Origin of the sequence: Sphingomonas faeni (assembly GCF_023195535.1) — a bacterium.
In the GTDB taxonomy this organism is placed as follows: domain Bacteria; phylum Pseudomonadota; class Alphaproteobacteria; order Sphingomonadales; family Sphingomonadaceae; genus Sphingomonas; species Sphingomonas faeni_B.
Window position 1 is genome coordinate 63548 of the sequence record NZ_JALPNF010000005.1, and the last position, 26663, is coordinate 90210.

At 66.3% G+C, this 26663-nt stretch carries 20 protein-coding genes; 4 read left to right on the forward strand and 16 right to left on the reverse strand.

Features of this window, described 5'->3' with window-relative positions:
- Positions 1-28 precede the first annotated feature (28 nt).
- The 14 genes from SPHN_RS11370 to rpiA all read right to left on the reverse strand — a co-directional run bounded on the left by SPHN_RS11370 (position 29) and on the right by rpiA (position 14858).
- The gene (locus SPHN_RS11370; RefSeq protein ID WP_248523407.1) at positions 29-1087 is read right to left on the reverse strand and encodes an AbrB family transcriptional regulator; all 1059 of its coding nucleotides are present in this window, start codon (positions 1085-1087) and stop codon (positions 29-31) included.
- Complete coding sequence (locus SPHN_RS11375) at positions 1084-1746, reverse strand: hypothetical protein (RefSeq protein WP_248523672.1); 663 nt, start codon at positions 1744-1746, stop codon at positions 1084-1086. Before SPHN_RS11375 ends, SPHN_RS11370 begins: the two co-directional genes overlap by 4 nt.
- Positions 1743-3041 carry an Hsp70 family protein gene (locus SPHN_RS11380; protein WP_432715081.1) on the reverse strand — a complete coding sequence of 433 codons (1299 nt, stop codon included), beginning with the start codon at positions 3039-3041 and terminating at the stop codon, positions 1743-1745. Before SPHN_RS11380 ends, SPHN_RS11375 begins: the two co-directional genes overlap by 4 nt.
- A gap of 228 nt (positions 3042-3269) precedes the next feature.
- The gene (locus tag SPHN_RS11385) at positions 3270-3737 is read right to left on the reverse strand and encodes a YaiI/YqxD family protein (RefSeq protein ID WP_432715085.1); all 468 of its coding nucleotides are present in this window, start codon (positions 3735-3737) and stop codon (positions 3270-3272) included.
- Positions 3738-3979: 242 nt separating this feature from the next.
- Positions 3980-5749 carry a DEAD/DEAH box helicase gene (locus SPHN_RS11390; RefSeq protein WP_248523411.1) on the reverse strand — a complete coding sequence of 590 codons (1770 nt, stop codon included), beginning with the start codon at positions 5747-5749 and terminating at the stop codon, positions 3980-3982.
- 57 nt (positions 5750-5806) lie between these two features.
- Positions 5807-6979, reverse strand: coding sequence for an NAD(P)/FAD-dependent oxidoreductase (locus tag SPHN_RS11395; RefSeq protein WP_282580542.1), 1173 nt, complete (start codon positions 6977-6979; stop codon positions 5807-5809).
- A 559-nt stretch (positions 6980-7538) separates the two neighbouring features.
- Positions 7539-7721, reverse strand: coding sequence for a hypothetical protein (locus tag SPHN_RS11400; protein WP_055881387.1), 183 nt, complete (start codon positions 7719-7721; stop codon positions 7539-7541).
- Positions 7721-8188, reverse strand: coding sequence for a GreA/GreB family elongation factor (locus SPHN_RS11405; protein ID WP_248523413.1), 468 nt, complete (start codon positions 8186-8188; stop codon positions 7721-7723). Before SPHN_RS11405 ends, SPHN_RS11400 begins: the two co-directional genes overlap by 1 nt.
- 22 nt (positions 8189-8210) lie before the next feature.
- Positions 8211-8954 (reverse strand): HAD-IIB family hydrolase, encoded by a 744-nt coding sequence (locus SPHN_RS11410; RefSeq protein ID WP_248523414.1) that lies wholly within the window; start codon positions 8952-8954, stop codon positions 8211-8213.
- Positions 8951-9766 (reverse strand): Cof-type HAD-IIB family hydrolase, encoded by an 816-nt coding sequence (locus SPHN_RS11415; protein WP_248523416.1) that lies wholly within the window; start codon positions 9764-9766, stop codon positions 8951-8953. Before SPHN_RS11415 ends, SPHN_RS11410 begins: the two co-directional genes overlap by 4 nt.
- An 8-nt stretch (positions 9767-9774) precedes the next feature.
- Positions 9775-10758, reverse strand: coding sequence for a phosphogluconate dehydrogenase (NAD(+)-dependent, decarboxylating) (gene gnd / locus SPHN_RS11420; RefSeq protein ID WP_248523418.1), 984 nt, complete (start codon positions 10756-10758; stop codon positions 9775-9777).
- 136 nt (positions 10759-10894) lie between these two features.
- The gene (tal, locus tag SPHN_RS11425; RefSeq protein ID WP_248523678.1) at positions 10895-12019 is read right to left on the reverse strand and encodes a transaldolase; all 1125 of its coding nucleotides are present in this window, start codon (positions 12017-12019) and stop codon (positions 10895-10897) included.
- Positions 12019-14109 (reverse strand): transketolase, encoded by a 2091-nt coding sequence (gene tkt, locus SPHN_RS11430; RefSeq protein WP_248523420.1) that lies wholly within the window; start codon positions 14107-14109, stop codon positions 12019-12021. The genes tal and tkt overlap by 1 nt, the downstream gene beginning before the upstream one ends.
- 68 nt (positions 14110-14177) lie before the next feature.
- Positions 14178-14858: a ribose-5-phosphate isomerase RpiA gene (rpiA, locus tag SPHN_RS11435; RefSeq protein ID WP_248523423.1), complete on the reverse strand. Its 681-nt coding sequence runs from the start codon at positions 14856-14858 to the stop codon at positions 14178-14180.
- A gap of 477 nt (positions 14859-15335) precedes the next feature.
- Here rpiA and SPHN_RS11440 point away from each other — a divergent pair, with 477 nt between their 5' ends.
- Genes SPHN_RS11440 through SPHN_RS11450 form a run of 3 tightly spaced genes read left to right on the forward strand, consistent with a single transcriptional unit; the run spans position 15336 to position 21424 of the window.
- Positions 15336-16556 (forward strand): efflux RND transporter periplasmic adaptor subunit, encoded by a 1221-nt coding sequence (locus SPHN_RS11440; RefSeq protein ID WP_248523679.1) that lies wholly within the window; start codon positions 15336-15338, stop codon positions 16554-16556.
- Between the two features lie 6 nt (positions 16557-16562).
- The gene (locus tag SPHN_RS11445) at positions 16563-19838 is read left to right on the forward strand and encodes a multidrug efflux RND transporter permease subunit (RefSeq protein WP_248523425.1); all 3276 of its coding nucleotides are present in this window, start codon (positions 16563-16565) and stop codon (positions 19836-19838) included.
- Positions 19835-21424, forward strand: a complete 1590-nt coding sequence (locus SPHN_RS11450; protein WP_248523428.1) for an efflux transporter outer membrane subunit — start codon at positions 19835-19837, stop codon at positions 21422-21424. The genes SPHN_RS11445 and SPHN_RS11450 overlap by 4 nt, the downstream gene beginning before the upstream one ends.
- A 463-nt stretch (positions 21425-21887) precedes the next feature.
- Here SPHN_RS11450 and SPHN_RS11455 read toward each other — a convergent pair whose 3' ends face one another.
- Positions 21888-22445 (reverse strand): transcriptional regulator, encoded by a 558-nt coding sequence (locus tag SPHN_RS11455; RefSeq protein ID WP_248523430.1) that lies wholly within the window; start codon positions 22443-22445, stop codon positions 21888-21890.
- Between the two features lie 5 nt (positions 22446-22450).
- A complete protein-coding gene (locus tag SPHN_RS11460) occupies positions 22451-23590 on the reverse strand; it encodes a Gfo/Idh/MocA family protein (protein ID WP_248523431.1) in 1140 nt (379 codons plus the stop codon).
- Between the two features lie 203 nt (positions 23591-23793).
- On the opposite strand from SPHN_RS11460, the gene SPHN_RS11465 reads away from it, so the two are divergent.
- A complete protein-coding gene (locus SPHN_RS11465; protein WP_248523433.1) occupies positions 23794-26448 on the forward strand; it encodes a putative bifunctional diguanylate cyclase/phosphodiesterase in 2655 nt (884 codons plus the stop codon).
- Positions 26449-26663 lie beyond the last annotated feature (215 nt).

A 26663-nucleotide genomic window follows, 5' to 3' on the forward strand; every position in this document is an offset into this window, starting at 1 on the left:
ACGGCGGTATGGTAGGCATTGCCTAGCGCTAAGTCGGAATGACCGGCGGCGGTACACCACCCTGCCGCGTCGCCACGAACTTCGCGAGCGGCGGCCCGATCAGCAACACTCCCAGAAACCGCAGCACCTGCAACGCCATCACGAACGGCACATCCACCGGACTGGACGCCGCGATGATCGCGACCGAGTCCATCCCGCCAGGGCTAGTCGCCAGATACGCAGTCACCGGATCGATCCCCCACCACCGCGTCAACACCGCCGCGATCCCCCCGCAGAACGCGATCAGCAGCGCGACCGACAGCAAAATCCGCGGCATAGCCTTACCCGCGACCCGCAACGTATCGCGCGTGAACGACAGCCCGATCCGCCACCCCACCACCGCGTAGCTGATCGCGAGCAGCCACTGCGGCAACACCGGCTGCGCAACACCGGTAACATTGAGCGCCGCTCCCGCGATCAGCGACCCAAGCAGAGCACCGGCAGGAAGCCTCAGTGCGACACCCACCCCCGCGCCAACCCCAGCGATCGCGATCGTCCGCAGCACGGCGACCGGGTCTACGGATGCGAACCACGCCCCCGCGACATAATGCCCGCTCCCGCCGCCGACCATCACCGCCGCGAGCACCGACGCGACCACCGCCACGCTCACCACCCGCGTGTAGGTCATCACCGCGACCAGCCGCGAGTCCGCGCCATAGGCCTGCGCCATCAACACCATCGCGCTCGCCGCACCGGGCGTCGATCCCCAGACCGCGACGGTGCCCGGCAACACCTGCCACCGGCTCAGCAAATATCCGAGCACGCTGCTCGCAGCGAGCGTGACGAAATTGACCATCAGGAACACCGGCCAGTGATCCGCCACGGTCGCGACGATCCCGGTCGTGATCGACCCCGCGATCAGCGTCCCGACCGCCGCCTGCGCGCCTCGGAAAGCAGACGTGGGCACGGTCAGCGACCATCCCCGCACTGCCAGCACCACCGCCGCGACCATCGGCCCGAGCAGCAACCCCGCGGGCAGCCCGACCAGTTCCAGCAGCCCCGCGATCACCCCCGACAGCGCGATCAATACGGTCCAGCGCCAGATCATGCCTTGGTAGCGAACCAGATCGTATGCCGCGCCCCGCCTTTCCGCGTCGCCCGCGCGATCACCTCGTCGACCACGAACCCCGCTTCGGCGAGCCGGGTGGCGAACGGCTTGCTCGGCGCCGACGACCACACCGCCAACACGCCCCCCGGCCGCAACGCCGCCCGCGCCAGGGACAATCCGCGTGCGCCGTAAAGCCGGTCGTTGCCGGGCCGCGAAATCCCGTCCGGACCATTGTCCACGTCGAGCAGGATCGCGTCCCACTGCCCCTCGGCAATCGCCGCGGCGACGTCGCCCTCGAAGATCCGGGTCCGCGGATCGGTCAGGCTCTCGCCGTGGAGCGCCGCCATCGGTCCCCGCGCCCATTCGATCACCGCGGGCACGATCTCCGCGACCGCCACCTCCGCGTCGGCGGCAAGCCGGGCCAGCGCGGCGCGCAACGTGAACCCCATGCCCAACCCGCCGATCAGCATCCGCACGCCGGGCCGGTCGCCGATCCGATCGCACGCCTGCTCCGCCAGCGCCTCTTCCGACCCGCTCAACCGGCTGTTCATCAACTCGTTCGCGCCGAGCATGATCGAGAACTCGGCACCACGCTGGAGCAAGCGGAGTTCACCCCCACCCGGCACCTGCGCCGTCCCGAGAAGCACGCGCGGGATCATGCCGACCACGCCGCGATATCGTCCTGCTCGCCGATCAGCGCGAGCCCGTGCGCGATCGACGTCAGCTCGCCCCCGCTCATGATCGCCGCCTCGCCGAACCGCTCGACGAAGATTTGCCGGATGCGCGGGATCAGCGACGACCCGCCGGTCAGGAACACCCGGTCGATATCGCCGCCGCCGACGTTCGCGACCTCGAGCGCCCGGTCGACCGCCGCCTCGATCCGCACGACGTCGTCCGCGATCCAGCCCTCGAACTGCGCCCGCGTAACGTCCGCCTCGATCTCCAGCCCCGCACCCGCGAAATGGAAATGCGCGTCCTCGCCGCTCGACAGCGCCCGTTTCAGCGACCCGACCGCATCGTACAGCGGATACCCGAGTTCGTTCTCGATCACCGCGATCATCCGCCCGATCGCGTCGGGGTCCAGCGCGGTCTTCTGCAACCGTTCCAGCTCGGTCATCGTCTTGCGGTTGCGCATCAACGCCAACCGCGACCAGTCCGCGAAATCGGCGAAATACGCGCGCGGGATCTCCAGTTCCTTGCCGAACGACTTGTACGCGCCGCCCTTGCCCAGCATCGGCAGCACCAGCCGGTCGAGAATCCGGTAATCGAACCGATCCCCGGCGATCCCGACACCCGCATGCCCGAGCGGCGTGCACCGCCGCGCTGCGCCCGGCTCGGCGACGCGCACCACCGAGAAATCGCTCGTACCGCCGCCGAAATCCGCCACCAGAATCGTCGCCGGCTCGGTCAGCCGCGTCGCGTAGCTGTAGGCGGCGCCAAGCGGCTCATAGACGTAATGGATCTCCGCCCCAAAGCCCTTGAACATCGCGTCATACCGCGTCCGTGCCAGCGCCTCGTCGGGCCGCGCGCCTGCATATTCGACCGGCCGCCCCACCACGATCCGCTGCGGCCGCGTGTCGAGCTTGCCGCCTGCATGCGCGATCAGCTTTTCGAGGAACAGCTGCCCCATCTCCTCGAAGCGATAGCGCTTGTCGAAGACCGAGGCCTGCTCGAACGTCTTCATCGCCGCGACCGACTTGAACGATTGGATGAACCGGCTGTCGAGCGGATACTCCATATATTCCGCGATCGCCCACGGCCCCGCATCCGACGCGAGCCCCTTGCCGCTGTCGTCCTGCCAGAAACACAGCGCCGAGCGGAACACCGGGCTCGTCTCTGCGGGGGCCGCGAAGGTCACCAGCTCCGGCGTGCCGTTTTTGGTCCCGAGCGCCACGACGCTGTTGGTCGTGCCGAAATCCAGCCCCAGCGCGGGGCCGCCAGCGTCCATCTGCATGCGTCGTCCTTTAATGAACGCGCGCCTATGGCGATGCAGAGTGCGGGATGGCAACCCCGTGCGTGTTTTGATGGGCGGTAAAACGGTGCGCGTCACACATCCTCCTCTGCAAGGGGAGGTGGCTGGCGCTTGCCAGACGGAGGGGTATCGGGCTCTCGATGGCGAGCTACCCCTCCGTCAGGCTATGGCCTGCCACCTCCCCTCATAGGGGAGGATCAACGCGCGAGATCAGCGACGCTTCAATCTGACCAATGCCGCATCGAGTGCGGACAGGAAGCTGGACCGGTCCGCCTTCGAGAACGGCGCAGGGCCGCCGATGATGTCGCCACCCGCGCGCAGGTCAGCCATGATCGCGCGCGTCGCGATTGCGCCGCCGATCGAACTGGTGGTGAACGGCTTGCCGGTGTTGGCGAGAACGGTCGCGCCGGCTTTCACGCAGCGGTCGGCGAGGAGGATGTCGGCGGTTATCACGACCGACTTCGCATCGGCCTGTTCGGCGATCCAGTCGTCGGCGGCGTCGAACCCGTCGCTGACGACCACGCGGTTGATCAGCGGATGGACGGGTATGCGGAAATGGCTGTTCGCGACGATCGTCACGGGGACGTTGTGCCGCCACGCGACTTTGTAGATCTCGTCCTTCACCGGACACGCGTCGGCGTCGACGAGGATGCGGAGCGGGGGTGGCGTGTCAGTCATGGTCATCTCACGCCCTACCCCTACCGTCATCCTGACGAAAGTCAGGACCCAGGATTACAGGCGGGGTCGTTCGTTACTCTGGGTCCTGACTTTCGTCAGGATGACGGAGGGCTGGAGGCATTCTGCACCTGTCCCCCCACCCGTCATCCCAGCGAAAGCTGGGATATCCCCGTTTAGCGCACGTCGCGAACCACGGGGGAGACCCCAGCTTTCGCTGGGGTGACGGCAGCAAGGGTCGTCGCTCAGCTCCGCTCGCGATTCCCACGATACGGCGGCTTCCGCGTCGGAGCCGGACCCCCGCGAGGTGCCGCACGGTGCAGCGTCGAGCGTGGGCCGCTCGCATTGCTGCGACCACCGCCACCGCCGTCATGCCGAGCACCGCTCTCCGGCGCGCCCTGCATCGCCTCGATCGCAACGCCGCTCTCTTCCTCGCCAGCCTGCGCCGTCCGCTGGATCGCGGCCGAGAACCGCGACGCCACAGCGCGCGGAATCTCGAACGCCGTCTCGTTCGGCCCGATGCGGATCGCACCGATTTCCGACTTGGTGATATGCCCGCGACGGCAGATCAGCGGCAGGATCCAGCGCGGATCGGCGTTCTGGCGACGACCGATATCCATCCGGAACCAGACGGTGTCCTCGAACCCAGCGCGCGGCCCTTGCGAACGCTCGTCCTGCGTCGGCTGCTTGCTCTGGTCGATCAGATCCTCGGCCTGCGGCATCGTAGACCGGTGCATGTGCACCAGCGCGGCGGCGATATCCTCCGGCGTCTTCTCGGCCATCAGGCGGACGGCGAGTGCGCGATCCTCCTCCTCGACCTCGACCGGCTGCAACAGCATGCCGATCAGCCGCTCATGATCGTTCTTGCGGATGTCCTCGGCGGTCGGGGCGTTGACCCACTCCGCGTTGATCTTCGCACCGCGCAGCATCATCTCGACGCGACGGCGACGCGGGAACGGCACGATCAACACGGCCGTGCCCTTCTTGCCCGCACGACCGGTACGACCCGAGCGATGCTGGAGCGTCTCGGCGTCACGCGGCAGCTCAACGTGAACGACCAGCGACAGCGTCGGCAGATCGATACCGCGCGCCGCAACGTCGGTCGCGACGCAAACACGCGCACGACGGTCGCGCAACGCCTGAAGCGCAGCGTTACGCTCATTCTGCGAATGCTCGCCCGACAGTGCGACGGCGGCAAAGCCACGCTCGACCAGGCTCGCATGCAGGTGACGCACGTTGTCGCGCGTCGCGCAGAACAGCATCGCCGTCTCCGCTTCGTGGAAGCGCAGCAGGTTGATCACCGCATGCTCGATCTCGGACGGCGAGACCGTGACGGCCTGGTACGAGATATCGCCATGACCGCGATCCTCGCCGACGGTCGAGATGCGCACCGCGTCGCGCTGATAGCGCTTGGCGAGCGCGACGATCGGCCGCGGCATCGTCGCCGAGAACAACAGCGTGCGACGCGCTTCGGGCGACGCATCGAGGATCTGCTCGAGATCCTCGCGGAAACCCATGTCGAGCATCTCGTCGGCCTCATCGAGCACCGCGACCTTCAGGGCCGACAGGTCGAGCGCGCCACGCTCCAGATGATCGCGCAGACGCCCCGGCGTGCCGACGACGATATGCGCGCCGTGTGCGAGCGAACGACGCTCCTTCGAGGCGTCCATCCCGCCAACGCAGGTCGAAATCCGCGCACCGGCCTTGGCGTAAAGCCACATCAGCTCGCGGCTGACCTGGAGCGCGAGCTCGCGAGTCGGCGCGATGCAGAGCACGAGCGGCTTGTGCGGCGCGGGCAGGCGCTGGACGCCGTCCTCGCCGGCTTCACCGAGCAGTTCGCCGGCCATCGCCAGGCCGAACGCGACGGTCTTGCCCGAGCCGGTCTGCGCCGACACGACGAGATCGCGACCGATCGCATTGTCCTCGATCACATGAGCCTGGACGGGGGTGAGCGCGGTATAGCCGCGCGCTTCGAGCGCCTCGGAGAGAAGCGACGGAATATTTGTAAAAGGCATGTACGTCCTAATTGGTGGCCGGCTTGACGCTACGGCAAAGCACTGGCGTGGTGGTCCCTACAGGACTTGGCCCGCGGCCCACCCGCTCGCCCATGCCCATTGGAAGTTGTAGCCGCCGAGCCACCCTGTGACATCGACCGCTTCGCCGACCGCATACAACATTGGTACGCGTTTGGCTTGCATTGTTTGCGAAGATAGTTCCGCAGTGCTGATTCCGCCAGCGGTGACCTCGGCCTTGGCATAGCCTTCCGAGCCGTTTGGCGTGAATTGCCAATGACTTAGCGCGCGTTCGGCGTCCTGGAGCTTACGATCGGTGAGCGTGGAAATCTCAGCCGTCATGCCCAATCGCTCGCTCAAAGTCTCCGCGAGTCGGTCCGGCAGCGTGCTGCCGAGCAGTTTCCGGAGAGTCGCGCGCGGCGTGGTACGCTTGGCGGCGGGGAGCCAGCCGAACTCGCGGTCGGGCAGGAAATCGATCCCGACGGGCTGGCCGTTGCGCCAATAGGACGATGCTTGAAGGATCGCGGGGCCGGACAGCCCACGATGCGTGAAGAGCGCGGCTTCGCGGAACGCGGTCTTGCCGGCGGTCGCGACCACGTCGGCGGCAACGCCCGACAATTCGCGGAACAGGATTTCGTCGCCGCCCAACGTCAGCGGCACCAGCGCCGGGCGTGGCTCGACGACCTTCAACCCGAACTGCCGCGCGAGATCATAGGCGAACCCGGTCGCGCCCATCTTCGGGATCGACGGCCCGCCGGTCGCGATCACCAGCGCGGGGGCGGTGACGGTGCGGCCGTCGAGCGAGACGCGGTAGCGGCCGTCTGCGTGTTCGACTCCAGTGACCGCGCGACCGAGCGACAGATCGACTCGCCCCTTGTCGCATTCGTCAAGCAGCATCTCGACGATCTGCTTCGCGGAGCCGTTGCAGAAGAGTTGCCCGAGCGTCTTCTCATGCCACGCGATGCCGTAGGACTCGACGAGCGCGATGAAATCCTGCGTGGTGTACCGGCCGAGCGCGGACTTGGCGAAATGCGGGTTGGCGGAGATGTAGCGGTCGGCGGCGGTGTGGACGTTGGTGAAATTGCACCGTCCTCCGCCGGAGATCAGGATCTTCTTTCCCGCCTGGTCGGCGTGATCGACGAGCAGGATCTTCCGCCCGCGCTGGCCCGCGACGGCGGCGCACATGAGACCGGCGGCGCCTGCTCCGAGGATGATCGCGTCGTATTCGGACAAGTGTAGCTCCGTGCAGCTTATTTGGACGAGCCGCTAGTCAAGAATGTTTTCCCGCGAAGGCGGGGACCCAGACTGGGCTCCCGCCTTCGCGGGAGAACAAGTAAGGGGTGGCCGCTGTAGCGCGTTCAAGATCAGCCACATAGGTGGTGACCTGCTCGCACGTCCACCAATGCCGCGCACGGAAGTCGCCCCACCCCGGCGAAGGCCGGGGCCCAGTTGGGGGCGGGCAGTGGCGCAGTTGCCCCTCGTTACAGCGACCTTTCCAATTGGGCCCCGGCCTTCGCCGGGGTGGTAGTACAGGGGGCCGACACGGCACGGCTGTTAACACGACGGATTAACCAAGCAGAGCCAGCCAACTTCGGCTCTCTCCCCGCCCCGGGAGAGGGTTCTGCCACACCCCGACCCTAACGCCGTCATCCTGACGAAAGTCAGGACCCAGAGCCAATATCGGCGCACTCGGTGGCTCTGGATCCTGGATCAAGTCCAGGATGACGGGGTTTGAGGGCACGTCCATCCGTCAGCCGGTCAATCCGTCAGCCACGAGCCCCCCCCACCAACCCTACCGCAGCTTGGCGATATTCAGCGAATCCTCCTTCGCCCGAACCTTCACCGACTCCTCGCTCCGGGTCAGCGCCTTGGCGATCGCCTTCAGCGCCATGCCCTTCTTGGCCAACGTATGCAGCTTCTGGATCTCGTCCTGCGTCCAAGCCTGACGGTGCCGCTCGAATTTCGCCTCAGCCATCAGCCGTCATCCTTGTCGATCGCCAGCACCTCGATCGCATCCGCCTTGTCCGCAAATGCAACCGTCTCGCCAACCGCAGCCCCCATCAGCGCCCGCGCCAGCGGTGCCGAGAATGCCAGCCGGTCCTCACCAGGCTCAGCTTCGTCGCCACCGACGATAGAGATAAACCGCTCCACCCCGTTCATCCGAACCCGGACACGCGAGCCGATTCCGACCTCGTCCTCTTCAGGCGAAGGCGCGATCTCGGCCGTCGTCTGCCGCGTATGCCAGTACCGCAGATCGCGCAGCAAAACTTTCCGAGCCTCCTCGCCCGTCTCCGCCGCGACCGCCGCTTCGATCGCGACCACCCGCTCACCGATCAACCGCAGTCCGCGCGCCGTGACCAGATTAGGCCCCGGCGCGATCGGCTGTTCGAACTTCGGTTCGAGATGTTCCTCGTCACTCTCGCGACGGAAGGCGACGCTCATGACCCGGCTTCAAGCATGGCTCTTACTTCAGGCATGCGACGATCCCGGCGATAGCCGCCAGCGTACCATCGACGTTCTTCACCTTCACGACGTCGAGCCCAAGCTGCTCGGCCGGATAGTCGTTCCCACCCGGGAAGATCGCGTCGCCGATGAACATCATCTTGTCGAGCGCGATCCCGCTCGCCTCGTTGAGCTTCTTCAGACCGTAAGCCTTGTCGACACCCTCGCGCGTAATGTCGATCGAGGTCGCACCACCCATGTTGATCGACAGCCCCGGCAGGCGCTTGCGCAAATCGGCCTGGATGACCTTGCGCTTGGCGAAATCCGGATCCCAGCTGTGCTTGGCATCGATCGGCGCTTCCTGGCCGAGCGCGGAGAACGTGATCTGGCTGCCCCGATCCTCGATCCGCTCGCCCCAGGTCTTCTCCGGCACGAACCCGGTGGCCTCGAGCGACTCGTCGAACGCCTTCAGGATCGTCTGCTTCTCGTCGTCCTCGAACAGCTCGGCATACACCGCGCGCCATTCGCCATCGAACCGGTACAGCTTGGTGCCCGTCGTCGGCATCAGCCACAGCTTGGTGCGATCCGCGCGCTCGGGCAGCCGCGACGCGACCTGCTTCTCGAACTGCGGCCAGTCGCCGCCCGAGATTACCGCGACATGCGCGACGTCGAGCAGGTTCGCCAGCGCCTCGCCCATCGGCTCCTGCAAGGGCTGCTTGCTCTCGGCCAGCGTTCCATCGAGGTCGAAGGCAACCAACTCTTTCATGCGGAAACTCCAGTAAGGATAAAATTGTCGATCGCGTGCGCGACACCGTCGGCATCGTTCGCGCTGGTAATCTGGTGGACGACGTCGCGGACATTCTGCGGCGCGTTGCCCATCGCGATGGCAAGGCCCGCGCGCTTGAGCATCGCGATGTCGTTGGCCTGATCGCCGATCGCCGCGGTCTGCGTCAAGCTGATGCCGAACGCGTCCGCCAGTTCCTCGATCCCGCTACCCTTGTTGCCGGCGACGGGCGTGATGTCGAGATAATAGGTCTGCGACTGGACGATCGTCGCCTTGGTGTCGAACTTCGCCGCGACCTTTGCGTGCAGGTCGCGCAACAGGTCTTCGTCATCGCTGACGAAAGTGACCTTGTCCGCCTTGGCAAGCAGATCGGAAAAGTCGGAAACGATCACCGGATCCTGTGCCGACGCTTTGCGCTCGCTGCCGACATGCCCGCCCTGATCCGTGCTGGCGTACCAGACGTCATCCGCAAAGAACCACGTATCGACAGCGGCATCGCCGACGATCTCCATCGCGCCGCGCACGACGTCGACATCGATCATGTGGTGCTCGATCACGGTGCCGTCACGCTTGAACACGATCCCACCGTTGAAAGCCCCCATCGGCTCGTCGATGCCGAGCAGCTCGGCGATCGGCATCATCCCCGAACGCGGCCGTGCGCTGATGATCGTGAAGCCGAGGCCCGCCGCCTTCAGCCGCTCGACCGCATCCACCGTTGCCGGCGTGACCTTCTTCTCCTTGTCGACGAGCGTGCCGTCGACATCGGAGACGAGCAGTTTGATACCAGAACTCACTTGCGCGCTCACTGGGGCATCTCGACATGACCGCCAAAGCCATAGCGCATCGCCGACAACAGCTTGTCGCCGAACGTATGGTCGACGCGGCTGCGATAGCGTGCGTAGAGCGCGGCGGTCAGCACGTTGGCCGGCACCTTCTCCTCCATCGCCGCATCGATCGTCCACTGGCCCTCGCCCGAATCCGCGACGCTGCCGCTGAACGCATCGAGCTTGCCGTCCTTCGCCAGCGCGATCGCCGACAGGTCGAGCAGCCATGACGAGATCACGCTGCCGCGACGCCACACTTCGGCGACGTCGGTCAGGTTGATGTCGAAGCGCTGGTCCTCCGCGACATGCTCGCCCGACTTGCCCTTGAGGATGTCGAAGCCCTCGGCATAAGCCTGCATCAGGCCGTATTCGATGCCGTTGTGCACCATCTTCACGAAGTGCCCGGCGCCCGACGGGCCTGCGTGGATATAGCCCTTCTCGGCGCGCGGATCGGCCTGACCCTCGACGCGGCCCGGCGTGCGGACGATGTCGCCCATGCCCGGTGCGAGCGTCTCAAAGATCGGATCGAGGTAATCGACTGTTTCCTTGTCGCCGCCGATCATCATGCAATAGCCGCGTTCGAGGCCCCACACGCCTCCCGACGTGCCGACGTCGACATAGTGGATGCCCTTTTCGGCCAGTTCCTTCGCGCGACGAACGTCGTCCTTGTAGAAGCTGTTGCCGCCGTCGATGATGATGTCGCCGTCGTTCGCCTTCGCTGCGATCGCCTGGACGGTGCTCTCGGTCGGCTCGCCCGCGGGCACCATGACCCACCAGATCGCCGGCGTGTCGAGCTTGGCGCGCATGTCGTCGAGCGAATCCGCGCCTTCCGCGCCGTCGGCGGCGAGCTTCTTCACGGCTTCGGCGTCGCGGTCGTAGGCGACGACCTCGTGGCCGTTCTTCATCAACCGGCGCGCGATATTGCCGCCCATCCGGCCGAGGCCGATCAGTCCGATCTTCATGGGGAGTCCTTTGTGTAGGTGATGGGGCACCAGGTCCGTCACCCCGGACTTGTTCCGGGGTCCACCGTTCCGCACAATCGAGTCTATCGCGTTCGCGGAACGGTGGATGCCGGAACGAGCCCGGCATGACGTAGAATTACGCCGTCGCGGGCTGCTTCTTCGCGATCGACCCGAGCAGATCGTCGAACGCCTTCACGAACGACGCGACGCCTTCCTCGACCAGCTTGCCAGTCACGCCGTTGAGGTCGAGCCCCAGCCGCTCGGCTTCCGCCAACACATGCTTCGCCTGATCCACGTCCTGCGTGATCGTCTCCGCCGCGGTGCCGTGGTCGCGGAACGCGTCCATCGTCTTCGGCGGCATGGTGTTGACCGTGTCCTTGCCGATCAGCGTGTCGATATACAGCGTGTCCGGATAGCTCGGATCCTTCACGCCGGTCGACGCCCACAGCAACCGCTGCGGCTGCGCACCCTTGGCCGCGAGTGCCTGCCAGCGATCCGACCTCAGGAAGTCGAGATACCATTGATACGCCATCTTCGCGTTGGCGATCGCGACCTTGCCACGGACCGCCTTCAGCGCCTCGGCCTCGGCATCGCCCTTCTCGACTCGCGCATCGATCTCCTTGTCGATCGACGAATCGATCCGGCTGACGAAGAAGCTGGCGACGCTGGCGATCTTGTCGATCGGCTGGCCCTGCTTCACGCGCTCTTCCAGACCCGCGGCATACGCCTCGGCAACGCGGATATACGCGTCGAGCGCGAACAGCAGCGTGACGTTAACGTTGATCCCGCTCGCAATCGTCGACGAGATCGCCGGACCGCCCGCGAGCGTCCCCGGGATCTTGATCATCAGGTTCGGCCGGTCGACCGCCGCCCACAGCTTCTTCGCCTCGGCGATCGTCGCGTCGGTATCGTCCGAGATGTACGGCGACACTTCCAGGCTGACATAGCCGTCCTTCGCGTCGAGCCTGTCGTAGACCGGCTTCAACGTCTCCGCCGCCGCCTTGATGTCCTGGATCGCCAGATGCTCGTAGCGATCGATCGTCGCCGCGCCGGGGTTTTCCTTGTCGTACTTCGCGAGCGTCGAGTCATAGGCATCGCCATGACCCATCGCCTTTTCGAAGATCGACGGGTTCGACGTGACGCCGGTGAGGCCATCCTCGTCGACCAGCTTCTGGAGACCACCAGCCTCCAGGAACTTCCGGTCGACGAAATCGAGCCAAACCGCCTGGCCGAAGCCTTCGAGATCGTTGAGCGCACCCATCACTTGGTCTCCATAACCTGGCGGGCGACCTTGACGACATTGTCGACGGTGAACCCGAACTTGTCCTGCAACTTGGCGAGCGGTGCCGAGGCCCCGAACGTCGACATCGTCACGGTCGCGCCGTCGAGGCCGACATAGCGGTCCCAACCGATCGACCCGGCCATCTCGATCGCAACGCGTGCCCGTACTTCGCGCGGCAGCACGCTCTGCTTGTACGCGGCGTCCTGCAGTTCGTAGCGATACCAGCTCGGCATCGACACGACCCGGCTCTTCACGCCGTCCGCCGTCAGCTTCTCGTGCGCGTCGACCGCGAGCGACACTTCGCTGCCGGTCGCGATCAGGATCACGTCGGGCGTGCCGTCGCTGTCAGCCAGCACATAGCCACCCTTTTCGAGCCCGTCGGCGCTTGCGTACTTGGTCCGGTCGAGCGTCGGCAGAGCCTGGCGCGACATGATCAATGCGGCCGGCGTGCTTGCGTCCTTGAGGACCGCCTTCCAGGCCGCGACGACTTCGTTCGCGTCGCTCGGACGGATCGTGTCGAGGCCTGGGATCGCGCGCAGCGTGGCAAGATGCTCGATCGGCTGGTGCGTCGGGCCGTCCTCGCCGACCCCGATCGAATCATGCGTGAACACCCAGATCGCGCCGACTTCCATGATCGCCGACAGGCGCACCGGCGCGCGCATGTAATCGGCGAACACGAGGAAGGTGGAGCCGTACGAACGCAGGTGCGACAGAGCCATGCCGTTGACGATCGCGCCCATGCCATGTTCGCGGATGCCGAAATGGAAGTTGCGACCGGCGTAATTCTCCGCCTCGAACGAGGGCTGGCCCTTGATGTCGGTCTTGGTCGACGGCGCGAGATCGGCCGAACCGCCGATCAGCCACGGCACCTTGGCGGCGATGGCGTTGAGCACCTTGCCACCGGAGTCGCGGCTGGCAACGCCCTTGGCATCCGCCTCGAACGTCGGGATGTCGGCATCCCAACCCTCGGGCAATTCGTCCTTGAGCAACAGGTCGAGTTCGGCGGACAGTTCGGGGTAAGCGCCACGATACTTGTCGGTCAGCGCGACCCACTCGTCGCGCAGCTTGGCGCCACGCTCGGCGATCGCGCCGTTGAAATGCTCGATCACGCCGTCCGGCACGTAGAACGACTTGTCCTCGGGCCAGCCGTAAGCCTGCTTGGTGAGGCGGATATTCTCCTCGCCGAGCGGCTCGCCGTGGGCCTTCTCGCTGCCCGCCTTGGGGCTGCCGTAACCGATGACCGAATGCACGACGATGAAGGTCGGCTTGTCGGTGGTCGCCTTGAACGTCTCGATCGCGCGGCTCAGCGCTTCGGTATCGTTCGCATCGTCGACATGGATGACGTTCCAGCCATACGCATCAAAGCGCAGGCCGACATCCTCGTCGAACGCCAGATCGGTCGCGCCCTCGATCGAGATATGGTTGCTGTCGTAGATCCAGCACAGGTTCGAAAGTTTGAGATGCCCGGCAAGGCTCGCAGCCTCGGCCGAAACGCCCTCCATCATGTCGCCGTCGCCACAGATCGTGTAGACGTCATGGTCGAACAGCGTGAAGCCGTCCTTGTTGTAACGCGCCGCAAGCCAGCGCTCGGCGATCGCCATGCCGACCGAGTTGCCGCAGCCCTGGCCGAGCGGACCCGTGGTGGTCTCGACGCCGGTGGTGTGGCGATATTCGGGGTGGCCGGGGGTCTTGGACGACAGTTGGCGGAACTGCTTGATGTCCTCGAGGCTGACCGCCTCCTTGCCGCTCTTCTCGCCGTCCGCGCCGATCTCTTCGATCTTCGCGAGGTGGATCAGCGAATACAGCAGCATCGACGCATGGCCGACCGACAGCACGAAGCGGTCGCGATTGGGCCAGTCGGCGTGCTTGGGATCGTAACGCAGGAACTTCGACCAGAGCGTGTAGCCGACCGGCGCGAGCGCCATAGGCGTGCCGGGGTGGCCCGAATTGGCCTTCTGCACCGCGTCCATCGACAACGTGCGGATGGTATCGATCGTGAGGCGTTCGGGCGAACCGTCCTCGTGCAGCATGGGGTCCGCCTTGGGGGCAGCGGTTGCGGTATCGGTCATGGAAAAGCCTCGCTCTAGACTGTGACCGAACGCCGCGCATCCGATCTGGTTGCCAAGATAGGGTGGCTTTACGCGGATGCACCCGCCCGTTCCAGTCGCGTAACGACACCATTCGTTGCAATATACGCGGCATCTACCTCGTCGAGGAACAGCCCGTGGCCGAGAATGCCGGGGATCGCGGAGAGGGCGGCGGCGGTTGCGCGGGGATCTTCGAGCGTGGCGAAATGGCAATCGACGACGAGATTGCCCTGATCCGTCCGGTAGTTGTCGCGGATCGTTGGGGCGGCGCCCATGTCGGTCAGCGCGCGCACCACATAGGCGATGGCGAACGGCAGCACCTCGACCGGCAGCTTGGCCACGCCGATCCGGTCGACCCGCTTGGAGCCATCGGCGATCACGACCATCCGTGCCGAGCTTGCGGCGACGATCTTCTCCCTCAACATCGCACCGCCTGCGCCCTTGATGGCGAAACACTGCGCGTCGATCTCGTCCGCACCATCGATCGTGAGGTCGACGCGCGCGACGGTGGCGAAGTCGAGGATCTCGATGCCGACCTCGCGGGCGAGTTTGCCGGACGCTTCGGACGTGACGACCGCGCGGATGATGAGTCCCTCGGCGACTCGCTCGCCGAGCGCTTGAATCGCGAACGCAGCAGTGGAGCCGGTGCCGAGGCCGACGAGCATCCCGGCCCGAACTTCTTGCACGGCAGCGACTGCCGCCGCCTTCTTGTCGTCATCGATCAGAGCCATCACCCCACCCCATCCGTCATGCCGGGCTCGTTCCGGCATCTACTGCTCAACGCACCCGAGAGAATTTGGTTTGGAGGACTCGCGGAACAAGCACCACCCCGGCGGAGGCCGGGGCCCAATTGGGCGACGTTGCTAACGGAGCGCAGTCCCATGTTACCGCGACCTTTCCAATTGGGCCCCGGCCTCCGCCGGGGTGGTACAGTGGGTGCACGCTGTGCGGGCAATCGCGGGAACGCACCCCTCCTTGCTCTCCCGCGAAGGCGGGAGCCCAGTCTGGATCCTCGCCTTCGCGGGGAAACAACTCTCGAGACATTGGCGAGCGTCACGCCCGAGAAAATACCGTTCAACCAATCAACCAGGTTACTCTTTCTTCCCTATTTCTCACCCCCGCTTTTCAACTGACACACTTCTGGTACATCCTCGTGGTTTAGCCCGACCAACAGCTGCCCACACGATCGCGAGCGGATACCAAACTTGATAGCCACACGATTTTCCACGCGGCAGTGCGCCCTCCTGCTCGTACCTGCGCTGGCGCTCGCCGCCTGTTCTGGCGGCGGCGAAAAGGCGCAAGGCAAGGGCAAGGCTGGCCAACCCGGCCAGGGCACGCCGACCGTCGGCTATGTCGTCGTCCAGCCGACCAGCGTCGCGATGACCACCGAACTCAGCGGCCGCACCACCGCGTTCGAAAGCTCGGACGTCCGCCCGCAGGTCACCGGCATCATCCGCCGCCGCTTCTTTACCGAGGGCACGCTCGTCAAGAAGGGCCAGCCGCTCTACGAGATCGACCCGCGCCTCTATCGCGCCGCCGCCAACGAAGCGCAGGCCAACCTCCAGAGCGCGCGCGCAAACCAGCAGGCGCAGAATATCCTCGCGCAGCGGTACAAGCCGCTCGCCGAGATGGAGGCGATCAGCAAGCAGGATTACACCAACGCGGTCGCCACCTCGCGCCAGGCCACCGCCTCGGTCGCGCAGACGCGCGCGGCGCTGGAAACCGCGCAGATCAACCTCAAGTTCACGACCGTCCCCGCCCCGATCACCGGCCGCATCGGCCGCTCGCTGTTCACGGTCGGCGCGCTCGTGTCCGCGACGCAGACCGATCCGCTCGCGCAGATCCAGCGACTCGATCCGATGTTCGTCGATATCCAGCAATCGTCCGGCGACCTGCTCGCGCTGCGCCGCTCGCTCGGCCAGAACGGCATCGTCGCGACCCGCGCCGAAGTCCGCCTCACGCTCGAGGACGGCAGCGAATATGGCGCGACCGGCTCCGTCCAGTTCGCCGAAGCGCTGGTCAACACCGAGACCGGCACCGTGACGCTGCGCGCGCGCTTCCCCAATCCGCAGGGGCTGCTGCTGCCCGGCATGTTCGTCCAGGCCAAGTTCGCGCAGGCGATCAACCAGCGCGCGTTCCTCGTGCCGCAGGCGGGCGTATCGCGCGATGCGAAGGGCAATGCGACGGTCTATGTCGTCGATGCGAACAACAAGGCGGTGCAGAAGGATATCAGGGCCGACCGCACGCAGGGCGCGTTCTGGGTGGTGACCGGCGGGCTCAACCCCGGCGACCGGATCATCACCCAGGGGCTATCGAAGATCGCCCCGAACCAGGGCGTGAAGCCGGTACCCGAAACCACCGCGCAAAAGATCGAAGCGCCCAAGGGTGACTCCTCAAGCGGCCAGTCCAGCCAGAAAAAGGCCGGCTAAACCCTTATGTTATCCCGTGTCTTCATCGATCGCCCGATCTTCGCCTGGGTGCTCGCGATCATCGTGATGCTCGGCGGCATCGGTGCGATCATGGCGCTGCCGATCGCGCAATATCCCGACGTCGCGCCACCGCAGGTCTCGATCCGCGCCAGCTTCCCCGGCGCCAACGCGCAGACGATCCAGAACAGCGTCACGCAGGTCGTCGAGCAATCGCTGACCGGGATCGACGGGCTGATCTATTTCAGCTCGTCCTCGTCGTCGCGCGGCTCGGTGTCGATCACCGTGACGTTCGAAAAGGGCACCGATCCCGACATCGCGCAGGTCCAGGTCCAGAACCAGGTCCAGCAGACGATCTCCCGCCTGCCGCAACAGGTCCAGCAACAGGGCCTCGTCGTCCGCAAGTCGAATCCGGACAACCTCCTGATCGTCGGCGTCTATGACGAGACCGACAAGCTGACCAACCAGGACGTGTCCGATTATCTCGTCTCGAACCTGCAGGATCCGCTCGGCCGCATTCCCGGCATCGGCGACAGCAACGTGTTCGGCGCGCAGTATGCGATGCGGATCTGGCTGAATCCGAACAAGCTCGCCAGCTTCCAGCTGATCCCGAGCGACGTGACGACCGCGATCCAGGCGCAGAACACCGAGGTCGCCGCCGGCGAACTCGGCGGGCAACCCCAGCCTGACACGCAGATGCTGAACGCGACCGTCACCGCGCAGTCGCGTCTCCAGACGCCCGAGCAGTTCGCCAACATCATCCTGAAGACCACCAACGACGGTGCCACCGTGAAGCTGCGCGACGTCGCGCGGATCGAGCTGGGCGCGGAGAACTACAATGCGCGCAGCCGCATCAACGCGCATCCCGGCGCCGGTATCGCCGTACTGCTCGCGCCCGGCGCCGATGCGCTCAAGACCGCAGAGCTGGTCAAGGCCTATGTCGACGACGCGTCCAAGAGCTTCCCGCCCGGCCTGAAATACGCCTATGCCAACGACACGACGAACTTCATCAAGCTGTCGATCGACGAGGTCGTCGAGACGCTGATCGAGGCGGTCATCCTCGTCGTCATTGTGATGTTCGTGTTCCTGCAAAGCTGGCGCGCGACGCTGATCCCGACGATCGCGGTGCCGGTCGTGCTGCTCGGCACGTTCGGCGTGTTCTATCTCGCCGGTTTCTCGATCAACACGTTGACGCTGTTCGGGCTCGTGCTCGCGATCGGGCTTCTCGTGGATGACGCGATCGTCGTGGTCGAGAACGTCGAACGCCTGATGGAAGAGAATCCCGAGATGACGCCTCGGGAGGCGACGATCGAGTCGATGAACGAGATCACCGTCGCACTGGTCGCGATCGCGCTGGTGCTGTCGGCGGTGTTCCTGCCGATGGCGTTCTTCGGCGGCTCGACCGGCGTGATCTACCGCCAGTTCTCGCTGACGATGGTGTCGGCGATGGTGCTGTCGGTGCTGGTCGCATTGATCCTCTCCCCCGCGCTCACCGCGACTCTGCTCAAGCAGAAGAAGAAGGACGCGGAGGGCAACCACGAGAAGAGCTGGGGCGAACGCAAATTTCCGAAGGTGTCGCATTTCTTCACGCGCGCCGGCGACAAGTTCAATTCGACGTTCGAGAAGGGCACGCAGAAATATACCCGTGGCGTGCAGTCGGTGATCGACCGGAAATGGCTGTTCCTGCTGATCTACGCGGGGACCGTGGCCTTGCTGGCGGTGCTGTTCCTGCGCCTGCCGACGGGCTTCCTGCCGACCGAGGACCAGGGCACCGGGATCGTCCAGTTCCAGCTTCCCGCCGGTGCCACGCAAGGCCGCACCTTCGCGCTGCAGAAGCAGATCGAGCAATATTACCTGACCAACGAGAAGGCGAACGTCGGCACGATGTTCACCGTCAGCGGCGGCGGCGGCGGCGGCGCGAGCGGCCAGAACACCGGCCAGGGCTTCATTTCGTTTGCGCCCTGGGACGAGCGCAAGGGCAAGGAAAACACCGCCGACGCGATCACCGGTCGCGCCTCCCAGGCATTTGCCGGCTTCCGCGACGCACAGGTCTATTCGCTCGTGCCGCCCGCGATCCGCGGTCTCGGTTCGTCGAACGGGTTCACGATGCAGCTGCAGAACAGCGGCAGCCTCTCACAGGTCCAATTCAACGCCGCGCGCGACAAGTTGCTCGCGCTCGCCCGCGCCGATCCGTCGCTCACCGCGATCCGCCTCACCGAACTGCCCGACGTCGCAACCCTGCGCGTCGATGCCGACCAGCAGAAGCTTTCGGCGCTGGGGCTGACGCAGGCGAACGTGAACTCGACGCTGTCGACCGCCTGGGGTGGGCAATATGTGAACGACTTCATCGACCGTGGTCGCGTCAAGCGCGTCTATGTGCAGGGCGACGCGCAGTTCCGTGCGCAGCCGTCCGATCTCAGCCAGTGGTTCGTGCGCGGGTCGAACGGCCAGATGGCGCCGTTCTCGTCGTTCGCGAAGACCAGCTGGGGCCAGGCGCCGACGACGCTATCGCGCTTCAACGGCATCGCGTCCTATGAAATCCAGGGATCGGGCGCGCCCGGCGTCAGTTCGGGCGACGCGATGACGAAGATCGCCGAACTCGCCGGCAAGATCCCCGGTACCTCGGTCGCCTGGTCGGGTCTGTCCTATCAGGAGCGGCTCTCCTCGGGTCAGGCGCCGATCCTCTACGGCCTGTCGCTGCTCGTCGTCTTCCTGTGCCTAGCCGCGCTCTACGAGAGCTGGACGATCCCGATCGCGGTGCTGCTCGTGATCCCGCTCGGCCTGGTCGGCGCGATCCTCGCGGTGACGCTGCGTGGCCTCATCAACGACGTCTATCTGCAGATCGGCCTGCTCACGACGATGGGTCTGGCCGCCAAGAACGCGATCCTGATGATCGAGTTCGCCGAGCAGGAGGAAAAGAAGGGCAAGCGCGTCATCGAGGCGGCGATGTCCGCGGCGAAGATCCGGTTGCGCCCGATTCTGATGACCTCGTTCGCGTTCATCCTCGGCGTGCTGCCGCTGGCGCTCTCGACCGGTGCGGGTGCCAACAGCCGCATCGCGATCGGCACCGCGGTGGTCGGCGGCATGCTGACCGCGACGATCCTCGCGATCTTCTACATCCCGTTGTTTTTCGTCCTCGTCCGCCGCGGCGCGCGCGACGGCATCGCCAAGCTGCGTGGGCGCCCGACCGGTCATCAGGGTGGGCATCACGATACGGATGGCGATCACAACGAACATTTGGGCCCGCCCGAACCCCAAGGCCCTCGCCGGCCGGAGCCCGCATGATGCGCTCGCTAGTCCTGATCCTCGCCGCCTCCACCGCGCTCGCCGGTTGCTCGCTCGCGCCCAAATACGCGCGGACCGAACTCCCCGTGCCGCCGTCGCTCCCGGTCGGCGACGCGTACCTCCGCCAGACCGAGGCGACGCTGCCGGCGATCACCTACCGCGACGTGTTCCGCGATCCGCGGCTGCAGCAGATCATCGTCCAGGCTTTGGCGAACAACCGCGATCTCCGCGTCGCCGCCGCCAACATCGCCGCGACCCGCGCGCAATACCGCATCCAGCGCGCCGACCTGTTGCCGCAGGTCGATGCGAGCGGCCGCTACACCTATTCGGGTGGCGGCAACGGTACCCGCAATACCGTCACGAGCGGCACGGGTGGCAACACCGGCACGGGTACCGGCGGCACGGGTACGGGCACCGGTGGGACCGGCACCGGCACGGGCGGCGTCGGAACGGGCACCGGCTCGACCGGATCGGTCGTCAGTTCGTCCAGCTCGAACAGCGCCTTCTCGGTCGATCTCGGGACCACCGCGTTCGAACTCGACCTGTTCGGCCGGATCCGCTCGCTGACCGGCGCCGCGCTCGATCGCTATTTCGCTACCGAAGCCGCCGCGCGCGCCACCCGCCTGACGCTGGTCGGCGACATCGCCGATGCGTGGCTCACCTATGCCTCCGACCAGAGCCTGCTCAAGATCGCGCAGGATACCGTCGCCAGTTCGCAGCGCAGCGTCACGCTTACCGACGCGCGGCGGCGTGGTGGCGTCGCCCCGCGTACCGATCTCCGTCAGGCGCAGCAGATCTTGTTCACCGCGCAGTCCGACCTTGCGCAGCAACGCACCGCGCTCGCACAGGATATCAACGCGCTCCAGTTGCTGGTCGGTGCGCCGGTCGACGCCGCGCTCCTGCCCGGGTCGATCGAGCAGGCATTACCAACCATCGCGACGCTCCCCGCCGGGCTGGACAGCAGCATCCTCCTGCGGCGTCCCGACGTCGTGGAATCGGAATACCAACTCCGCGCGACCAACGCCGAGATCGGCGCGGCCCGTGCGGAACTGTTCCCGCGGATCTCGCTCACCGGAATCCTCGGGTTCGCGAGCACGTCGCTGACCTCGCTGTTCAGCGGTGGCGCGTTCAACTATTCGGTCGCGCCCTCGGTCAGCTACCCGATCTTCCGCGCCGGTGCCGGGATCGCCGGGGTCGCCTATTCGAAGGCCCAGCGCGACGCCGCGCTCGCCACCTACGAGAAGACGATCCAGACCGCGTTCCAGGAAACCGCCGACGCGCTCGCGCGGCAGGGCACGATCGCAGACCAGTTGAAGGCGAACCAGAACTTCTCGGCCGCGGCGCAGGACACGTACCGCCTCACCGACGCGCGCTATCGCGGCGGGATCGACACGTTCCTGAGCTCGCTCGATGCGCAACGCTCGCTCTACACCGCGCAACGCAATCTGGTCGCGACGCAGTTGGTCGGTGCCAGCAACCGCGTGACCTTGTACCGCGTGCTGGGCGGCGACTCGACGCTGGAGGCCACGGCCGACGGACCGCAACCGGTGACGCAGAGCGGCGCGCCGCGCGCCGAAACGGACTGAGGCAGCGGGGGGGCGTCGCTCCACCGCCGAGCGCACTCGCGGGCCGGGCAGACCGTCCCCAGCCCCAGCCCGTCATCCCAGCGAAAGCTGGGATCTCCCGGTTAGGCGGGCGCCGCGACCCAAGCGGGATACCCCAGCGTTCGCTGGGGTGACGAATGGAGGCGGGGCGCGGCCCAACTAAGGCCAACGCCGGATGACACTCGCTCCCTTGTTCTCCCGCGAAGGCGAGCGCGGGGTTGTGCATGCTCCGCATGCACAAGGATCGTCCGGGGGACGATCTGACCCCGCACTCCCAGTCTGGGTCCCCGCCTTCGCGGGGAAACAAGATGGGCTGGTTCGACATTTCACCGTAGCCGTCACCCCGGCGAAGGCCGGGGCCCAGTTGGGGAACGTTGCTGACGACGGACAACGATCCGTTACCGCGACCTTCCAACCGGGCCCCGGCCTCCGCCGGGGTGGTGCCTTAAGACAGGTACTCCGCCGCCCGCCTCTGCGCCTCGATCCGCACCTCCCGCCACTGCGCCAACTCAGCCTCCGCATCCGCAAGCGCCCGGTGATCCGGCACGCGCCCGTTACGCCGCTGCGAGACCTCGCCAACCACCTCCCGCGCCAGCGCCTCCCGCACCGCCGCCGGTTCGACTCCCGAGAGACAGGCCAGCGCCATCTCCAACTGCGCCGCATCGGTATCGCGCAACCGAAGCACCCGCCGCGGCTGTCCGCCGGCCCGCAACAGCGTGCTCAGCCATTTCCCATCCCAGGACGGCGCGCTGGCCAGCAGGTCATGCCCCGCCAGCACCTCGACCATCCGCGCAGCAACGAGCCGGTGGTCCTCGCCCTCCTCCTCCAAAACCCGCCGCTCGATCCGGTGGATCGCCTGCGCCGCCGGATCCCAGTCGGTCCACTCGGGCGCAGGCTTGATCAGATGACTCTCCGACGCACCATCCTCGAACACCCACGCCACCTCGATCGGGTAACTCTTCTTACCCAGCGACGACGCTTCGAAATCGAGGAAGGCGAGCATGCCGCTCAGCCGGTCGGGCTGGCGGCGTGGACGAGCTTGGGCTCCTTGATTGGCGACAGCGTCTGCTCCTGCTCCGCCGAAATCCGCCGCGAGCGCACGAACGGCGGCAGCGTCACCGGTCCCCGCGTCTTCAGCGCCTCCAGCACGCCCTCGATCACGCGCAGGTCTGCCAGCCCCTCCTCGGCATCGGGTTCGGGATCGCGGTCTTCGAGGATGCAGTCGGAGAAATAGCGCATCTCGCCGCCGAACTGGTCGGTCGGCTTGAAGCTCTCATGGCTCTTCTTCTCGCCGATCGTCACGCGCTGCTCCATCGCGTCGCCGAAGCCGTAGGCCGGGTCCATGTGGATGCTGCCCTCGGTGCCCGAGATCGTCAGGCTGTCGACGTTGTTGGCCGCATAGGAGACGGTGAACTGTGCAAGCCGGTTGCCGGGAAACCGCAACGTCACTGCGAACGTGTCGTCGAGATCGCCAAGCCCCAATTCGGGATGCCGCGTCGCGACGGCCGAGACTACTTCGGTCGGCTCCGCCCCGAACAGATAGCGAGTCGCGTTGATCGGATACGGACCCATGTCGAATAGCGGCCCGGCCTGCACGCCGTTCTTCACGCGATGATTGGCCGGATCGACCTTCTGCGTGAAGCACGAGGTGAACGCGATCAGCTCGCCCAGTTCGCCGCTGCGAATCCGCCGGATCGCGTCGAGCGTCGACGGCTCGAAATGCAGCCGGTACGCGGTCATCAGCTTGGCCGACGATGCGCGCTCGGCATCGCGGATCGCCTCGGCCTTCTCGACCGAGATCTCGAGCGGCTTCTCGGACAGCACGTGGATGCCCGCCTTCAGCGCGGGGATCGCGAACTCGGCATGCCGCCAGTTCGGCGTCCCGAGATACACCGCATCGATCAGCCCGGAGGCGAGAAGTTCGTCGAACTGGTCATAGCGATAGGTCGCCTCGACGCCGTACGTCTTGCCCAGTTCGCGCGCCTTGACCGGATCGTCGGTGACCAGCGCGGTGATCTCGGAATTGCCGGTATGCGCGACGCCCGGCATCATCGATGCCTGCGAGATGTCGCCAAGTCCGACAATCGCGTAGCGGACCTTCTTCTTGCCCAGTCCGAGGGCGGAGGTGATGTTGGAAACGACGCTCATGGGGAATGCCTCGCAAAAGGGGTTCGGACCCTCAACGCGACAGCACGCATAGCTATCCCCAGAACCAAACTTCCTGTTTACGCTTAAAAAACCACTTCGGGTCGATTGGTGGACGGCCGGGCATCACGACCGCGTTCGCTCCAACCATGGGGCCTGCGTCGCCGCACATGCCCGGATCGTCTCGAATCCGCAGGATACTCCCGATGTACGCGCCGCTTCCCACCGCCGATCGCCGTGCGCAGAGCCGCCCGCACGGCCTTGCACTGCGCGGACTGTTCGGGCTGAGCGAGGACGACCGCGATCAGGTGACCGATCTGTTCGTGCTGAAGCTCGCGCAGGTCGCCGCGGTCTGGCCGTTCACGCTGGCGATCCAGGGCATCGCGTGTGCGTTGCTGATCGGCCTCGCCACATTCGGCGCTAACGATACGCAGGTCAGCCTCATCGGGACCGCCGCGCAGTCCGCGATCCTCCTCGCCGCCTCGCTGTCGATCTTCGCGACCGTCCGCCTGCCGGCGCTCGTTGCGCTCGCGCCGTACAAGCGCAACCGGATCGTGACGCTCTGCGCGGCGGCGATGGCGGCGATGCTGACCGCGCTGCTGTGGGTCATCACGTCGGCGCCCGATGGCCCGATCCGGTTCACCGACGCGGTCGCGGTGGCGGGGACGATCGGCATCACCGCGGTCAGCCTCCACCCGGTCCGCGCCGCGTCGCTCGGCTTCGGCGGCGGGCTGGTGCTGACGCTGGCGGTCCTCGCCGGGGCTGGCATCCCGGTGGCGATCGCCTTGCTGTTCCTCGGCTGCCTGATCGCAGCGACGCTTCGCCTCGCGCGGATCGACCACGCGCGCGAACTCGATCGCGCGGCGGCCTCGAACGCAGGCTGCGTCGCGGTCAAGATGATCGCCGAGTTCGAACAGCACGGCGCCGGCTGGTTCTGGGAAGCCGATCGCCAGGGCCGCGTGACCTATCTCTCGGCCAAGGTCGCGCGCGATCTCGTCCCCTCCGGCAGCGCGATCGGCCAGTCCCTCACCGACCTGTTCCAGATGGACAGCGACACGCCCGGCACCGAGCGCACGCTCGCCTTCCACATCTCGTCGCGGACGTCGTTCTCGGACTATTCGGTCTGCGCCGCCGCGTCGGGCAGCGACCGCTGGTGGTCGATCTCGGGCCGCCCGGTGGTCGACGACCTCGGCCGGTTCCAGGGGTTCATCGGCTCGGGCACCGACCTGACCGAACAGCGCAAGTCTGAGGCGGAGATCACCCGGCTGGCGCTGTTCGACGGCCTCACCGGGCTCGCCAATCGCCAGCGGATGCGGATCTCGCTCGAAAAGACGCTTGCGCAGAACACCGGGCCGTACCGCGCGACCTCGCTGTTCCTGATGGACCTCGACCGGTTCAAGGCGGTCAACGATACGCTGGGTCACCAGGCCGGCGACGCGTTGCTGAAGCAGGTCGCGCAACGGCTCCAGCGCGGGGTCGGCGGCACCGGGCTGGTCGGGCGGCTCGGCGGCGACGAGTTCAAGGTCGTGCTGCCCGGCATCGACAATCGCGACACGCTGGCCGATCTCGCGCGCGACCTGATCGCGTCGCTGTCGCAGCCCTATTTCATCAGCGGCACCGCGGTCACGATCGGCTGCTCAATCGGCATCGCCATCGCGCCCGACGACGGCGAGGATTCCGAGACTCTGGTCCGCAACGCCGACCTCGCGCTGTACGCCGCCAAGGGCGACGGCCGCGGCGTCCACCGGTTCTTCGCCGACGAGATGCTGGCGGGCGCACGGACGCGCAAACTGCTCGAAGACGACCTGCGCGTCGCCGTGTCGGAGGGCGCGTTCCACCTCTGCTACCAGCCGGTCGTCAGTACGGATTCAGTGCGGATCGTCGGCTACGAGGCGCTGATCCGCTGGAACCACCCGACCCGAGGGCTGGTCTCGCCTGCCGACTTCATCCCGGTGGCCGAGGAATGCGGGCTGATCGAGGCGATCGGCGAATGGGTCCTGCGCACCGCCTGCAACGAAGCGGCGCGCTGGCCCGACACGATCCGCGTCGCGGTCAACGTCTCGCCGATCCAGTTCGCCAACCCGGTCCTCCCCGCGCTCGTCACCAGCGCGCTGGCGCAATCGGGGATCGCCCCCGGCCGGCTCGAACTCGAGATCACCGAAGGCGTTTTCCTCGACGAGACGCGCTCGTCCGAACAGATGTTCAGGGCGCTCAAGGGCGTCGGCGTCCGGCTCGCGCTCGACGATTTCGGCACCGGCTATTCGTCGCTCGGCTATCTACGCAACGCGCCGTTCGACAAGATCAAGATCGACCAGTCGTTCGTGAAGGGCGCCGCCGAACCCGGCAACCGCAACGCCGCGATCATCAAGGCGATCGTCACGCTCGCCGACACGCTCGGCATGGAGACCACTGCCGAGGGAGTGGAGGTGCAGGACGAGATCGACCTGTTGCGCGATCTCGGCTGCAGCCACATCCAGGGCTATGTCTATGGCCGTCCGGTCCGCGCAGAAGAGGCGCTACGGCAATTGGGCGTCGAGAACGGTGCGGCGACCGCGAGCGGCTTCAAGGTCAGCCGCGCCCGCCGCCACAAGATGCTCCGCTCCGCCCGAATCCTGCTCGACGGCATCCACGGCGACGTCCGGATCCGCGACATCTCGACCTCGGGTGCGATGCTCGACGGCCTGAAGTTCGACGGCAACCCCGACGGCATCGAGATCCAGATCGAACTCCTCGAAAACCAGATGACCCCCGCCTGGGTCCGTTGGGCGCGCGGCGGCAAGGCGGGGATCGAGTTCCACGAGGCGTTCAATCTGGAACGGTTGAACCCCGGCCAGGCGGCTCGCGTCCGCCGGGTGGGATGACGGAGGGGCGTCAGGTTAGCCTCTTTCCCGTCACCCCAGTTTCTCCCGTCACTCCAGCGGAAGCTGGGGTCTCGTGCGGCAAGCTCACGCGCGACAACCGGAAGACCCCAGCTTTCGCTTTTGTGACGAACTTTGTTGGGTGACGAATCGTCGACGGCAGCGGGCCGCGGTGAGAGAGCAGGTCGCAAACCCCACCAACCACCCCGGCGAAGGCC